We start from the raw sequence: 15,316 nt of genomic DNA, 5'->3' as shown, positions 1-15,316 counted from the left end.
GCCTTGATGGCCCCTTCGCGGGCAAGCCTCGCTCCTACAAGGACGGTGGCGTTTCGAAGATTCAGGCAAACACCTCACACATCTGCAACACCGAGCAATCCACGTGAAACGGCCCGAAGAAATCACCCGGGCGTTTCATCGGCGGATTACCCGCCAGCAAACCCAGGGCCTTGGCGGTCTGGATGTTGTGAGCCATGTTGTGATTGGCTTCGATCGACCGCGCTATGGAACCTGCCGAGGCTTGTCCGATCCCCAGCAAGGAAGATCCATTGGTCATGAACGCCAGGAAAGCGATGACCCAGAGTCTGACCCCTTTCATGCCCCTGCCACCCCTGCCACATCGGCGTGATCGAGCACGGCGTTTTGCGCACGGTGCTCGAACTGGATGCCGGGATGAGCGACCTGAATCGGTGCTTCGAATTCATGCTGCGATTGCGCGGTAATGCTGACGACCGATACCAGCGCCACGTAAAGACCGATGGCCAGGTAGGCGCCGTATTTGGCTGAAGTGAGGATTGAGCTGGCCATGATGTTCTCCGTGGGCATGTTTCAATGCTCACAGAATCGATCAAAAAAGCCGTGACAACCACTCAACGTTATCCATAGTAAGCATCAGCTTCGTTGATCATTAAGCCAGTCTATTTCAGCCTTCAATAAAACTGATCATGCGCTCGCGCGCAGCATCGGGCTCGCCTGGAATTGGCGTTGCTGCCGATAAAATGGGGGTCGAATAGAGGAACAGAAGTACCACGGCCAGACGCATCGCCATGCTGTCGATCCTTTTTATTAGAGAAGGAGTCAATAAGTCAGCGTCAAATTTAAACTCATGGCCATGTGATATCAAGCAATCCACTGATATCAATGTGAGGGCTGTCGTAAACGCGTTATGCAGGAGCGACATCACTCAGGCTTCTCGAAGCTTCTCAGCTTGATCCACGCAAGTGACTTCGCTCCTGCATAAAGGGTGCAGGGTCGGGATTTCAGGCTTGGGTTTTGTGATCCAGCGCCGCGTAGAAATTGGCGCTTTGTTGCAGGTATTTCTGGGTGTAGCTCTGGGTGTGGGATTTTTTATCGCTGATTTCAACGTTGGCGCTGGCAGGCAGGGCAACGGTGGCCGAAATGGCGGAAGCGGCGATTACAGAGAAGAGATTGAAGTTCATGGCGGTATTCCTCGAAGTCAGTTGGCTTGCTTGCCCGGTGGGGCCGTGAAGCAAACTTAACCGTCGAGGCTGGCGCCTTGAAATCTTTTGTAGCATTAGCAGATATCAGCGTCATTAATAGAAGGAGGCAGGCCCCATCAACCGGGGCCTGCGGCCTATTGACGCACGATAAACTTGAGGTCGCTCGGCGCATCCATCGGCAGTTTCTGCACGGTTTTACCCAGCAGACCGCTCTGGGTATCGCGTTCGACGACGACAATCTGGTTGCTCTTCTGATTGGCAATCAGCACGAACTTGCCACTCGGGTCGAGGCTGAACTCGCGCGGGTGGTCACCTTCCACCGTACGACGTTGCAGTTCCTTGAGGTGGCCGGTCGCCGGGTCGATGGCAAACACCAGCAACTGATTGGCCGTGCCACGGTTACTGACGTAGAGGAACTTGCCATCCTTTGAGGCATGCAACGCTGCGGCAGCCTTGTCCGACGTCGGTTGCCCGGCCGCCAGATCGACCATTTGTGTTTGCTCAAGCGTGCCGTTCCGGTAATCGAACACCGCGACCTGCGCGCTCATCTCCATGGTCAGCCAGGCGTGCTTGCCGTCCGCGCTGAACAGCAAATGCCGGGGTCCGCTGCCGGGCGGCAACTGGACCGAAGCGGGTGTCGCGGCAGTCAATGGCAGATCCGGATTGGCCTTGGGATCGAAGCGATAAACAAAGACCTTGTCCGCCCCCAGGTCATTGGAGAATACAAACTTGCCATCCGGCGAGGACACCGTCGAATGCACATGCGCCGACATCTGCCGCTCGGGATTGACCCGGCTCGACGGATGACTGCTCATCTGCACCACGGTTTTGAGCTTGCCATCGGCACCCACCGGCAACACCGCCAGCGTGCCGCCCGGATCTTCAGCCACCGAGTAGTTGCTGACGAACAGATGGCTGGCATCGCCGCTGAGGCTCGAATGCGTCGGCTCGTTGCCCAGGCTTTGCACCTGATTGATCAGGCTCAGTTCATGCGTCTTCGGATCGATCGCATAACTGCTGACGCGCCCCACCGGGTCTTTCTGTCCCGGGCCGTTTTCGTTGACCGCGAACAGATAGCGCTGATCCTTGGACAGGGTCAGCCAGGACGGGTTTTCACTCTTGACCACTTGCAGGGGCTTGGCGTCGATCTGCCCCTTGGCGCTGTCAAAACCGAAGCGATAAATACCCTGGCTCTGGCCGGCGGTGTACGACCCCACCAGCAACTGATATTGCTCGGCCACTGCCGTCTGAACGCCCATGGCACCGATGCTTCCAGCCATCAGCAGTGGCCAGAAATCACGCATCCTCATTCACTTCTTCCTCGTCATCATCACCGCGAAAAGCGGTCATGCACACCAGCCGATGTTCGCCGGTGTCGCCAGTGATGACCCAGCTCTGCAAGGTCGGATCAAAGATCGCCGCCTGGATCTGCGCCGGGGTGAACTCCCAGTGCTTGGCCGCACGGCCGTCCATGCATTCGATGTGCAGGTTGTCGTCTTCGTCGAGGGAGAATTCAAAGGCATGCAGCCCGTCGATTTCCACCATGTCGCAATGTTCGAGGGTGCTGAGCAGGGTGTCGGTTGAGGCAGTCATGGCAGTCAATCTTTGAAGGGGAAAGACGCAATGATAGCTTAATGTGCGGGCAGCTCAGTGCCGGTCACAAAACCCGAAGCCAACACAGAAACAAATGTGGGAGCGGGCTTGCTCGCGAAAGCGGTGTGTCAGCCAACATCACTGTTAATGACACACCGCTTTCGCGAGCAAGCCCGCTCCCACATTTAATTGCATTTGACCGTTAGATGGCCTCACGCGAAGGCTGGCCATCCACCAACCGCTGAATGCGCAGCGGGTTGCCGTTCTTCAACGCCTCTGGCAGCAAGCTGTCCGGGTAATTCTGGAAGCACACCGGCCGCAGGAACCGGTCGATCGCCAGCGTGCCCACCGACGTGCCTCGCGCATCGGACGTCGCCGGATAGGGGCCGCCATGGACCATCGAGTCGCAGACTTCCACGCCAGTCGGATAGCCGTTGAGCAGGATCCGCCCGACCTTCTGTTCCAGCAACGCCGTCAACTCGCCGAACTGTTCGAAGTCGGCAGATTCGCCAATGATGGTCGCCGTCAATTGCCCGTGCAGCCCATTCAACGCGGCACTCAATTGCGCCTGATCCGCAACTTCGACAAACACCGTGGTCGGGCCAAACACTTCTTCTTGCAGCACTTCGTCGCCATTGATCAGCAAGCCGACATCGGCCTTGAACAGTTGTGGCCGGGCTTGATTCCCTGCCTGCGGGCTGCCGGCCAAATGCTCGATGCCCGGATGCGCGAGGAGTTTTTCCAGGCCTTTGCCATAGCTGCTCAACGTCCCGGCATTGAGCATGGTTTGCGCCGGCTGATCGTTGATCAGCCCCGCCACCTGCTGCACGAATGCGCTGAATTGCGGAGAACGAATGCCAATCACCAGGCCGGGGTTGGTGCAGAACTGACCACAGCCTTGTACCACCGAGGCCGTCAGGTCACGGGCGACGGTTTCTGCTCGAGCTTCAAGCGCCTTCGGCAATACGATCACCGGGTTGATGCTCGACATCTCGGCGAACACCGGAATCGGCTGCGCACGGGCTGCGGCCATGTCGCACAAGGCTCGGCCGCCCTTGAGCGAACCGGTAAACCCGACGGCCTGAATCGCCGGATGCTTGACCAGCGCTTCACCGACCCCGCCGCCGTAGATCATGTTGAACACACCGGCCGGCATGCCGGTTTTTTCGGCGGCGCGGATGATCGCATCGGCAACCTGCTCGGCCGTCGCCATGTGTCCACTGTGGGCCTTGAACACCACCGGGCAACCGGCGGCCAGGGCTGAAGCGGTGTCGCCACCGGCGGTGGAAAAGGCCAACGGGAAATTGCTCGCGCCAAACACGGCAACCGGGCCGAGGCCGATGCGGTACTGACGCAGGTCGGGACGGGGCAACGGCTGGCGATCCGGCAATGCCCGATCGATCCGCGCACCATAGAAATCACCGCGACGCAGGACCTTGGCGAACAGGCGCATCTGGCCGCTGGTGCGACCGCGTTCGCCTTGAATGCGTGCCGCAGGCAACGCGGTTTCGCGGCAGACCACAGCGACAAATTCATCGCCCAACGCGTCCAGTTCATCGGCAATGGCATCAAGAAATTGCGCACGGCGTTCGGCGCTCAGGCTGCGATAGGCCGGGTAAGCGGCAGCGGCAGCCTTGGCCGCAGCATCCACCTCTTCAGGTGTGGCCTGGAGGAAATCGTGAGGCAACGCTTCGCCGGTGCTGGCGTCGATGCTCTGGAGTCTGACGGTGCCGGCCGCACTGCGCTGGCCGCCGATGTAGTTGTGACCAAGAATCCGGGTCATGCATGTCTCCTTAAAGAGTACCGATGGTGCCGGGCTCGAACGCCGCTTCAACCGGCGCAATACCGTTGATCAACGGTGCGCCGAACTCGGCCTGACTGATCTCGAACACGTCACCCGGTTGGGTGCGGATGCCGTCGGCAAAGGACAGGGTCGCGGTGCCGAAGAAGTGAATGTGCACGTCTCCCGGACGCAGGAACTGGCTGTATTTGAAATGGTGGTATTCGAGGTTTTCCAGGCTGTGGCACATGTTGGCCTCGCCACTGAGAAACTCGTTTTGCCACAGCACTTCGCCGTTACGCAAAATGCGGCTGGTGCCTGCCAGATGCTGCGGCAGTTCGCCGACCCGAAGTTCCGGGCCATAACTGCAACTGCGCAATTTCGAGTGGGCCAGGTACAGGTAGTTCTTGCGTTCCATGACGTGGTCGGAGAACTCGTTGCCCACCGCAAAACCCAGGCGATACGGCTTGCCGTCGTGGCCGATGACGTAGAGGCCGCTGAGTTCAGGCTCTTCTCCGGCGTCTTCGGCAAACGGCGGCAGCGGGAACGGTTGGCCCGGGCGCACGACGATGCTGCCGTCACCTTTATAGAACCACTCTGGCTGTACGCCGGCCTGCCCCGCTGCCGGTTTCCCGCCCTCCACGCCCCACTTGAAAATGCGCATGGTGTCGGTCATCGCCGCTTCGTCACCGGCCTGCTGATGCATCTTGTCCCGCGCAGAGGCGCTGCCCAAATGGGTCAGGCCGGTGCCGCTGACGAGCATGTGCGCAGGGTCCGGATGGTCCAGCGGTGGCAGGATGCGCAGTTTGGCCAGCAGTTCTGCATAGTCGTGGCTTATGCCCAGGCCCAGGCTGTTCACCTGCTGCTCAAGATTGACGCCCGCCTCGATCGCCGCCAGTGCCAGGTCACGCACCGTGCGCGCATCCTGTACTTCACGGACCAGACCGGCCTCGACCACGCCGACGCGGCGCTCGCCGTTAATCAATTCGAATTGAACCAGACGCATGAGACTTCTCCTGTTAAAGCAAAACTTGAACGCGACACAGAACTAATGTGGGAGCGGGCTTGCTCGCGAAGACGATGTGTCAGTCGACATCAATGTTGAATGTCCAATCGCTTTCGCGAGCAAGCCCGCTCCCACTTAGGGTCAGCGGTGAATCCTCTAGGTGCGGGTCGCGCCACGCGCACTGGCCGCAAACTGATCGGCCGGCAGCACGTGCTTGCGTTCCAGCAACCGATAAACCACGCCGGTCAACACCAGCCCGAACACCATCACCCCCGAAAGGAAATACAACCCCGACGCCAGGTTCCCGGTGTATTCCTTCAGCGCACCAATCACGAACGGACCGATGTAGCCACCGAGGTTGCCCACCGAGTTGATCAGCGCAATCCCCGCCGCCGCACTGGCGCCGGCAAAGAACCGGCCCGGCAAGGTCCAGAACACCGCCGTGCAGGAAAACAGCGCGAACGCCACGAGGCACAACGCCGCCAGTTGCAGCACCGGCACCGTCAGCCAGGCACTGAGGAACAGGCCGATGGCTCCCAGCACATACAGCACCGCCAGGTGGCCGTAGCGATCATTCAAGCGGTCGGAACTGCGCGGAATGATCAGCAACCCGATGATCCCGAAAATGTACGGCACCGATGACACGAACCCCGTGACCAGATCGGTGCCACCGAACTGTTTGATCAGCGTTGGCAACCACAGACCCAGGCCATAAATGCTCAGGGTCACCGGCAGATAGAACAGCGCGAGCAGCAACACGCGTTTGTCCTTGAGCGCATGCAACGGATTGCCATGGCGGGTCTGGCCGTATGCGTCCAGGTCCTTTTTCAACTCGCCGGCCAGCCAGTCTTTCTCGGACTGATCCATCCATTTCACCTGTTGCGGACCATCCGGCAGCCAGCGCAGCACCGGCCAGGTCAGCAGGATCGCCGGGGAACCGATGACGATGAACAGCCACTGCCAGCCATGCAACCCCAGAATGCCGTCCATGCCCAGCAAGCCGCCGGACACCGGGCCGGTGATCAGCATGGCGATCGGTTGGGAAAGGATGAACAGGCCGAGGATCTTGCCGCGATGGCGAACCGGGAACCATTGGGTGATGTAGTACAGAACGCCCGGGAAGAACCCGGCTTCCGCAGCACCGAGCAAGAAGCGCATCAGATAAAAACTGTGCGGCCCCTGAACGAACGCCATGCCGATGGTAATGGCCCCCCAGGTGACCATGATCCGCGCGAACCAGCGCCGCGCGCCGAAGCGATCAAGCATCAGGTTGCTGGGGATTTCAAGCAGGAAGTAGCCAATGAAGAACAGCCCGGCACCGAGGCCATAAGCTGCATCGCCGATACCGATGTCAGCGCCCATGTGCAGCTTGGCGAAGCCTACGGCGGAGCGATCCACATAGGCGATCAGGTACAGCAGGATCAGGAAGGGAATCAGTTTCAGCGTGATGCGACGTATAAGCCGCAGTTCCTGGCTCATGAGATCGGTCTCCGATTGTTGTTGTTATAGAACCTCGGGGGACGCCTCTCGCGGAAAACCGCCAGGGCCATCCCTCCGTTGAACGCGACTATATAGTAATACTATTTAATCGAGCAACACTTCCAAAGCATCGAATTTGCGCTTATGTTACGCCTCAGCTCGAACAATATAGTCATACAATAAGAGAATCGATCATGTCTGATAAGAAACCCACCCTGCGCTCCGCCCAATGGTTTGGCACGGCCGACAAGAACGGCTTCATGTACCGCAGCTGGATGAAGAATCAGGGCATCGCCGACCACCAGTTTCACGGCAAGCCGATCATCGGCATCTGCAACACCTGGTCGGAACTGACCCCGTGCAACGCGCATTTCCGCCAGATTGCGGAACACGTCAAACGCGGCGTGATCGAAGCCGGCGGTTTCCCCGTGGAGTTCCCGGTGTTCTCCAACGGCGAATCGAACCTGCGCCCGACCGCCATGCTCACCCGCAACCTGGCGAGCATGGACGTTGAAGAAGCGATTCGCGGCAACCCGATCGATGGCGTGGTGCTGCTGACCGGTTGCGACAAAACCACCCCGGCACTGCTGATGGGTGCGGCCAGTTGTGACGTGCCGGCCATCGTCGTCACCGGCGGACCGATGCTCAACGGCAAGCACAAGGGCCAGGACATTGGCTCGGGCACCGTGGTCTGGCAGCTCAGTGAGCAGGTCAAGGCCGGCACCATCACCATCGATGACTTCCTCGCCGCCGAGGGTGGCATGTCCCGCTCGGCCGGTACCTGCAACACCATGGGCACCGCGTCGACCATGGCCTGCATGGCCGAAGCGCTCGGCACGTCCCTGCCCCACAACGCGGCGATTCCGGCGGTGGATGCGCGCCGTTATGTACTGGCGCACATGTCCGGCATGCGCGCGGTGGAGATGGTTCGCGAAGACTTGCGGCTGTCGAAAATCCTCACCAAGGAAGCCTTCGAAAACGCCATTCGGGTGAACGCGGCCATTGGCGGTTCGACCAACGCGGTGATCCATTTGAAAGCCATCGCCGGGCGCATCGGCGTCGAACTGGACCTGGACGACTGGACTCGCATCGGCCGCGGCATGCCGACCATCGTCGACCTGCAACCGTCCGGGCGCTTCCTGATGGAAGAGTTCTACTATGCCGGCGGCTTGCCCGCAGTGCTGCGTCGCCTCGGCGAGGCCAACCTGATTCCCAATCCAAATGCCTTGACCGTCAATGGCAAGACACTCGGCGAGAACACCAAGGACGCACCGATCTACGGCCAGGACGAAGTGATCCGCACCCTCGACAACCCGATCCGCGCCGACGGCGGAATCTGTGTATTGCGCGGTAACCTGGCGCCGCTCGGTGCCGTGCTCAAGCCGTCTGCCGCCAGTGCCGAATTGATGCAGCATCGCGGGCGCGCGGTGGTGTTCGAAAACTTCGACATGTACAAGGCGCGGATCAACGACCCCGAGCTGGACGTCGATGCCAACTCGATTCTGGTGATGAAGAACTGCGGGCCGAAGGGTTATCCGGGCATGGCCGAAGTCGGCAACATGGGCTTGCCGGCCAAGCTGTTGGCGCAAGGTGTGACGGATATGGTGCGCATATCCGATGCGCGCATGAGTGGCACCGCTTACGGGACTGTCGTGCTGCACGTCGCGCCGGAAGCCGCCGCCGGCGGGCCCTTGGCCACGGTGAAGGAAGGCGACTGGATCGAGCTGGACTGCGCCAATGGCCGTCTGCACCTGGACATTCCGGATGCAGAACTGGCAGCGCGCATGGCCGATCTGCAACCGCCGCAAAACCTGATCGTGGGCGGGTATCGTCAGCTGTACATCGATCATGTGCTGCAGGCAGATCAGGGGTGTGACTTTGACTTCCTGGTCGGCTGCCGTGGGTCCGAGGTACCCCGCCACTCCCACTAACCCCATCAACCTAATGTGGGAGCGGGCTTGCTCGCGAAGAGGGAGTGTCATTCAACGTTGATGTTGTTTGACACACTGCCTTCGCGAGCAAGCCCGCTTCCACATTTGATTTGTACCTGCCTCAAGTTTGCGCCGCGCCTGCTATCATGCGCGGCACCTCCATCGCACAGGATCGCGCCGTTCCCCATGGATTACCGCAAACCCTCCGACCGCAAAAGCATGCACTCGCGCATCGTCCAGGAACTGGGCATGCAGATCGTTTCGGGACGCTTCAAACCGGACGACAAACTGCCCGCCGAGGCCCTGTTGTGCGAGGAATACGCGGTCAGCCGGCCGGTGTTGCGCGAAGCCACTCGCGTGTTGGTCGCCAAAGGCCTGGTGTACTCCCGTCCGCGGGTGGGCACGGTGGTCAAGCAGCGCAAGGAATGGCACATGCTCGACCCGGACGTTTTGCACTGGCTGATGCAAAGCAGCCCGCAGAATCAGTTCTTCGATCTGCTGACCAGCGTGCGCAGTATCATCGAACCGGCAGCAGCAGCACTCGCCGCCCAGTTCGCCACCGACGCAGACATCGCCTCCATCGGTGAAGCCTACCAGCGCATGGAAGCCGCGCCGACCCCGGAAGCCCTGTTGCAACCTGACCTGGATTTTCACAGCCGAATCGCCGATGCAACCCACAACGATCTGTTGGCCAACCTGTGCAACATGCTGTCGGTGGCGATCGCCGAAGCGCTGAAGCATTCCAACCAGCGGCCGAATCTGCATGAACTGGCGTTGCCACGGCACAAGGCGATCCTGACCGCCATCGAAAACCGTGATGCCCTCGGCGCACGGCATGCGACGCTGGTGCAGCTGGATGATGCGCGCAGTGCGTTGAATGTGGTGTTGGGCACCGATCCTTCCTGACCACCGCAGTTCCCTGTAGGAGCGAGACTTGCCCGCGAAAGCGGCGCCCCGGTCAACATTGATCGTGAATGTGATGGCCTCTTCGCGGGCAAGCCTCGCTCCTACAGGGTCTCTGTGAATTTGAGATGTAAAAAAGCCGCAACCAGGGTTGCGGCTTTTTTGTTCCAGTCAGGGATCAGTGAGCAAACAACGAATTGCCCTTCTGCCCCGCCAGTTTCTCCGGTTTGATCAGGAAACGCGCCAGCGCTGGCAGCAGCCACAGCGCGCCGAACATGTTCCAGAGCAGCATGAAGGTCAGCATCAGGCCCATGTCGGCCTGGAACTTGATGGCCGAGAAGATCCAGGTGCACACACCGATGGCCAGGCACAGACCGGTGAACAACACGGCTTTACCCGTGGATTTCAACGTCTGGTAATAGGCTTCCTGCAACGGCAGGCCGGCACGCAGGAAACTTTCCAGTCGGCTGTAGATGTAGATCCCGTAGTCCACGCCAATCCCTACACCCAGCGCCACCACCGGCAGGGTCGCGACTTTCACGCCGATGCCCATGAAGGCCATCAGGGCGTTGCCGAGCACGGAGGTCAGCACCAGCGGCAAGACAATGCACAAGGTCGCCGCCCACGAACGGAAGGTGATCATGCACATGGTCGCGACACAGATGTAGACGAGGATCAGGATGGTCAGCTCGGATTCCTTGATCACCTCGTTGGTGGCCGCCTCGATACCGGCGTTACCGGCGGCGAGGATGAATTCCAGGCCTTCCTTGTTGTTCTCCTTGGCGAAGTCCTGCACGGCATGGACCGCACGATCCAGCGTTGCAGCCTTGTGATCGTTGAGGAACACCAGCACCGGTGCCAGGGAGCAACTGTTGTTGTACAGGCCATCAGCACGGGCGATGGAGTTGTTAAGCACGTCCGGGTTGCGCGACAGGGTTTCCCATTTCAGGTTGCCCTCGTTCATGCCCTTGATCATCTGCTTGGACACAGTCACCAGGGAAATCGCCGATTGCACGCCCTCGGTGTTCTGCATCTTCCACATCAGCTCGTCGATCGGCGCCATGGCTTCGTAGCGCGAGCAACCTTCGGACTTGGTCTTGACCATCACCACCAACACATCGGAGCTGGTGGAGTAGTTGCTGATGATGAAGTTGTTGTCCTGGTTGTAGCGCGAGTCCGGACGCAGTTCCGGGGCACCTTGATCGAGGTCGCCGATTTTCAGGTTCTGGCTGTACCAGAGACCGCCACCGAAGGCCAACAGGGCCAACACGATCGACACCGGTGCGACTTTCGGGCTGGCAAAGTTCGACAGCAGGCGCCAGAACGGGTGTTCGCGGTGCGCGTCTTTCTTGCTGCGCTCGACGGCACGTTTGCTGATGCCGACGTAGGAAATCGCCACCGGCAACAGGATCAGGTTGGTGAACACGATCACCGCCACGCCGATGGACGCGCCGATGGCCAGTTCGCGAATCACACCGATATCGATGATCAGCAACGTGATGAAACCCACCGCATCCGCGAGGATCGCAATCATCCCCGGCAGGAACAGCTGGCGGAATGTGCGCCGCGCAGCGGTCAGCGCATTGTCGGCCTCACTGGACTGCAACGCGATGCCGTTGATCTTCTGCACGCCATGGGAAATACCGATGGCGAAGATCAGGAACGGCACCAGCATCGAGTACGGATCCAGCCCGAAGCCGAAAAAGTGCATCAAGCCGAGTTGCCAGATCACCGCCACCAGCGTGGTACTGAGTACCGCCACGGTGCTGCGCATGCAGTTGGTGAACCAGTACAGCAGGATCAGCGTAATGACGAAGGCGACGCCGAAGAACATCACCACCATCACCAGGCCATCGATCAGGTCGCCGACTTTCTTGGCGAAACCGACGATGTGGATCTGCACGTTGGGGTTTTGTTTTTCAAACTTGTCGCGGATCTTGTCTTCCAGCTCGTGGGAGAACTTGCGGTAATCGAGGGCCAGCAACTTGCCCTGGTCCTGCGGATCCGGGTAAGACTCCAGCAGCGGGATGTCGACAATGCTCGACTTGAAATCGTTGGCCACCAGACGCCCGACCTGCCCGGACTTGAGCACGTTGTTGCGCAGCAGATCGAGGCTTTGCTGGGAACCGTTATAGCTCTGCGGGATCACTTCACCACCGGCGAAGCCCTCCTCCGTCACCTCGGTCCAGCGTACGCTCGGACTCCACAGCGACTTGAGCCCGGAACGGTCGACGCCGGAGATATAGAACACCTCGTCGTTGATCTGGCGCAGGGTCTCCATGTACTCCTTGGAGAAGATGTCGCCGTCGGTGGCTTCCACCGAAATCCGCACGGTGTTGCCCAGGTTCGCCAGATCGTTGCGGTGCTCCATCATCTTTTGAATGAACGGATGCTCGAGCGGGATCATTTTTTCGAAACTGGTGGACGGCCGGATCAGTGTCGCCTGCCAGAACAGGAAGATGCTCACCAGCAGGCAGATCACGATCACTGCCGGGCGGTTGTTGAAAATCAGGCGCTCAAGAAACGTCGCCTTGTCTTGGTGATGACTGCTCAAGGATGTCATAGACCCGCCTTCTTATTATTTGCCCGGCTCATTTGGACGACCCGTTTTTTCCATTCTCTGCGCCGGCACCGGTTGGCGAGCTGACGCGAACGCCGCCCTGTCCTGCCAGGATCAGATTGCCGTTGCCCGCGGCAGTCACCGCCGAGACGGAAATACGGTCCGGGCGGTTGAACACGCTGAAGGTTTCGCCGTTGTCGTTGCTGCGGATCACTGAGCCACCGTTGCCGACGATCACGATGGAACCGTCGTCGAGCAAGGTCGCGCCGGACAGGCCGAACTCCAGTTCACCGCGCGCGGCTTTCAACTCGACCGGCTCCCAGGTGGTACCGAAATCGGTGGAGCGGAACAGGTTGCCCCGAAGACCATAGGCCAGCAGCGTGTTGGCCTGTGCCGTGCCGATCACACCGAACAACGAACCTTCGTATGGGCCTTCGAGCTTTTCCCAGGTCTGGCCCCAATCGGCGGAGCGGAACATGCTGCCTTGCTCGCCGACGATGAACAGACCGGCATCCTTGACCGCGGCCATGGCGTTGAGGTGGTACTGGTCTTCGTTGTCCAGGCGATCGCTGGCGTCTTCCCAGTGTTTGCCGCCATCGGTGGTGGCCATCAGCGCGCCGTAAGCGCCCACGGCAAAGCCGCTGTTGGCGTCCTGGAACCAGACGTCGAGCAGCGGCGATTCGCGTTTCAGGTCTTCGAATTGTTTGGTCCAGGTGACGCCACCGTCCTCGCTGGCGAGGATCTGCGCATCATGGCCGACGGCCCAGCCGTGTTTGTCGTCGACAAAATAGACCGAGGTCAGCAATTGCCGGGTCGGCACCTTGGCCTGGGTCCAGGTCGCGCCCTGGTCATCGGAATACAGAATGTGCCCGCGATCGCCGACCGCCACCAGGCGCTTGCCGGCGTGCACGACATCGAGCATCAGGCTTTTGCTGGCCTTGGCGGATTCAACGGAATAGACAACGTCGGATGCTGGCGCCGCAGCAGCCAGCACAGGTGCCGACAACACGGCACAGCCCAACAGCGAGAGCGCTGTAGCCAGCAACGCGAATTTGCGCAGTGCCGGCGGGCGGCAGATACCCACACCCATGACAGGCTCACTCATAGACCTTCCCCCATTATTATTGTTAGGTCGTTCAACCTTTCAGGGCGCCGTTAGGGTGCTCATCGGGATTGAATGGTTAGGAGCATAGTCCTGAAACCCGCAATCCAGAGCCCCTTCGGAAGCTGGCTTATCCTATCGGTGTTTGGAAAGGTCTGACAATCGACGCCACGTTATGTTTTGTTAACCTGGCGGGGATGGGTTTGTTCTGAATGGTGGGGTATCAGGCTGGGTGATTGGGTTGGTGGTTGGCGTACATATCCGTTGCTGTGGTAATGGCTGATATTGGTTCCGCCCTTACGGCGGGTCACTTGGAGAAGCGCCAAGTAACCAAGCGCTTTTGCCCCTTTCGTTCGGTGCCTCGCTAAGGCTCGGCATGCCCTCCTTCCGGTCCTGCTCCGTGGGCCCGCCGCCATCGGCCATCCATGGCCGGGGGCGGCTAACCCGGCATCCATGCCGGGTTGCCCACTGCGCAGAACCTCCACTCGGCCTCTCGAGGTGGCGACCACCGCCACAGCACCGCGAGGCGGCCTTCGGGCCGACCTGGCTCTTCAGATGTATGCATCCCCTGTGGGAGATTCTATGTTTGGGGGCAACCCCCAAACATAGAACTTGGCTTGTACTCGCTTTGATTTTTCATCAAGGCAAACAGTACTCTGGCCAGCTTACGGGCAAGTATTACCAAGGCTTGAGTGCCCTTCAGGCCTCTTGCCAGATAGCTTTGATAGTAAGGTTTCCAGGCTGGAGAGCGACTCGCGGCCATGGCGCTGTTATGAAATAAGCGCCGGAACTCCGAATCGCCTCGTTTGGATAAGTATCGTTTCTGATCCTTCTTTCCCGATTGTCTGACTCGCGGATCCATTCCTAGAAAGGCAATGTAGCCGGTGACTGCAGCTGTAGCCGTCAGGACGCCTACACCCTCAACCGCTTGGCAGCGTTTTACCTGCGCGTCCATGTCAGCTTCGCTGACAATGCTCTTCAGCACTTTCTGTATGTTTTTTTCAATCTGCTCAAGGCATGCCAGATAGTCGGCCAATGCCTTTTCGAGCAACGGTTCGTCCTTCCAGCTTTGTTTGATGGCCACACGATGCCGAACAAGCTCGGCCCGACGACGCAGCAAGCTTTTGAGTTGTGTGTAGGCCTTTGGAGGCGGACTCCAAATCCTCAACTTGTCGGACTCTTTACTCAAGTAACGAGCCAGCAACGCTGCATCCAGGGCATCTGTTTTAGCCCGAATACCTATCCCTTCGCGGTATCGATTAAGACGGCTGCCATCGATGACGTAAACGTCATGACCCATTTCATGGGCCATCTCTGTCGTATCGAGGTGATAGGTGTTGGTGGCTTCGAGGGCAATGGCGCTGTTTGCGGGCAGCGCCTTGAGCCACTTCTTAAGGGTCGATCGCTCGTTCGAAACAATCAAGACTTGCTCCAGATCGGATCGATAAACAACGATCTCGTCCTTCGCGACATCCACACCCACGACCACCTGCGAAACATGAATTGTCATGGCACGCCCTCCGAGCTAGGGTTTAAAGACTTGTCGGGGTTCACCGTTGCGCTGGCTTGTTTCTATCGTCGGTCTAGGCCGATGCATTCCTTATCGGCGCATTAGGTGAAGGGGCGGGACGAAGTCTCCCACGGTCTGTACTGGTCAGAGTCAGAAGCTAGGCTTTAGTCCCGCCCACCCCTTCAAGTCTAAACATACAAGCGGGCTTGCCAGCGATGGTCGTTAACGATGACGCGAGCTGCCTGAATGAACGCGGTGTCTGGGCGTCCAT

14 protein-coding genes are annotated in these 15,316 nt (G+C 59.4%); 2 read left to right on the top strand and 12 right to left on the bottom strand.

Translation table 11 applies throughout. The features are described from left to right. Positions 1-61: 61 nt before the first annotated feature. From J2Y86_RS02245 to J2Y86_RS02210, 9 genes are all read right to left on the bottom strand, one after another. Complete coding sequence (locus tag J2Y86_RS02245; protein WP_253427786.1) at positions 62-319, bottom strand: hypothetical protein; 258 nt, start codon at positions 317-319, stop codon at positions 62-64. Further along, positions 316-528 (bottom strand): hypothetical protein, encoded by a 213-nt coding sequence (locus J2Y86_RS02240; RefSeq protein WP_253427784.1) that lies wholly within the window; start codon positions 526-528, stop codon positions 316-318. The genes J2Y86_RS02245 and J2Y86_RS02240 overlap by 4 nt, the downstream gene beginning before the upstream one ends. Before the next feature lie 115 nt (positions 529-643). Next, positions 644-769: a hypothetical protein gene (locus tag J2Y86_RS30155; RefSeq protein ID WP_301308635.1), complete on the bottom strand. Its 126-nt coding sequence runs from the start codon at positions 767-769 to the stop codon at positions 644-646. Positions 770-980: 211 nt separating this feature from the next. Continuing rightward, positions 981-1,160 (bottom strand): hypothetical protein, encoded by a 180-nt coding sequence (locus J2Y86_RS02235; protein ID WP_031318838.1) that lies wholly within the window; start codon positions 1,158-1,160, stop codon positions 981-983. Positions 1,161-1,315: 155 nt separating this feature from the next. After that, complete coding sequence (locus tag J2Y86_RS02230; protein ID WP_253440083.1) at positions 1,316-2,485, bottom strand: lactonase family protein; 1,170 nt, start codon at positions 2,483-2,485, stop codon at positions 1,316-1,318. After that, a complete protein-coding gene (locus tag J2Y86_RS02225) occupies positions 2,478-2,774 on the bottom strand; it encodes a DUF5629 family protein (protein WP_253427782.1) in 297 nt (98 codons plus the stop codon). The genes J2Y86_RS02230 and J2Y86_RS02225 overlap by 8 nt, the downstream gene beginning before the upstream one ends. Positions 2,775-2,976: 202 nt before the next feature. After that, positions 2,977-4,557 carry an aldehyde dehydrogenase (NADP(+)) gene (locus tag J2Y86_RS02220; protein WP_253427780.1) on the bottom strand — a complete coding sequence of 527 codons (1,581 nt, stop codon included), beginning with the start codon at positions 4,555-4,557 and terminating at the stop codon, positions 2,977-2,979. Positions 4,558-4,567: 10 nt separating this feature from the next. Beyond that, the gene (gene araD1, locus J2Y86_RS02215; protein ID WP_253427778.1) at positions 4,568-5,560 is read right to left on the bottom strand and encodes an AraD1 family protein; all 993 of its coding nucleotides are present in this window, start codon (positions 5,558-5,560) and stop codon (positions 4,568-4,570) included. Between the two features lie 156 nt (positions 5,561-5,716). Next, on the bottom strand, positions 5,717-7,039 hold the full coding sequence (locus tag J2Y86_RS02210) for an MFS transporter (RefSeq protein ID WP_253427776.1): 1,323 nt from the start codon (positions 7,037-7,039) through the stop codon (positions 5,717-5,719). Positions 7,040-7,233: 194 nt separating this feature from the next. Between J2Y86_RS02210 and J2Y86_RS02205 the strand changes: the two genes are divergently transcribed. Both J2Y86_RS02205 and J2Y86_RS02200 read left to right on the top strand, forming a co-directional pair. Continuing rightward, positions 7,234-8,970, top strand: coding sequence for an IlvD/Edd family dehydratase (locus J2Y86_RS02205; RefSeq protein ID WP_017338445.1), 1,737 nt, complete (start codon positions 7,234-7,236; stop codon positions 8,968-8,970). Between the two features lie 186 nt (positions 8,971-9,156). Further along, a complete protein-coding gene (locus J2Y86_RS02200) occupies positions 9,157-9,876 on the top strand; it encodes a FadR/GntR family transcriptional regulator (RefSeq protein ID WP_084320617.1) in 720 nt (239 codons plus the stop codon). A 175-nt stretch (positions 9,877-10,051) separates the two neighbouring features. On the opposite strand, the gene J2Y86_RS02195 is transcribed toward J2Y86_RS02200, so the two are convergent. The 3 genes from J2Y86_RS02195 to J2Y86_RS02185 all read right to left on the bottom strand — a co-directional run bounded on the left by J2Y86_RS02195 (position 10,052) and on the right by J2Y86_RS02185 (position 15,045). Further along, complete coding sequence (locus J2Y86_RS02195) at positions 10,052-12,436, bottom strand: efflux RND transporter permease subunit (protein ID WP_253427775.1); 2,385 nt, start codon at positions 12,434-12,436, stop codon at positions 10,052-10,054. 28 nt (positions 12,437-12,464) lie between these two features. Beyond that, entirely contained in the window at positions 12,465-13,538 is a 1,074-nt protein-coding gene (locus tag J2Y86_RS02190; RefSeq protein WP_253427773.1) for a WD40/YVTN/BNR-like repeat-containing protein, read from the bottom strand. 577 nt (positions 13,539-14,115) lie between these two features. Then, entirely contained in the window at positions 14,116-15,045 is a 930-nt protein-coding gene (locus J2Y86_RS02185) for an IS110 family transposase (protein WP_253427772.1), read from the bottom strand. Positions 15,046-15,316: the final 271 nt, after the last annotated feature.

The sequence above is a fragment of the Pseudomonas migulae genome, assembly GCF_024169315.1.
Lineage (GTDB): Bacteria > Pseudomonadota > Gammaproteobacteria > Pseudomonadales > Pseudomonadaceae > Aquipseudomonas > Aquipseudomonas migulae_B.
Note: the sequence above shows the minus strand (reverse complement) of the source record. Positions and strands in the feature narration are given on the sequence as shown.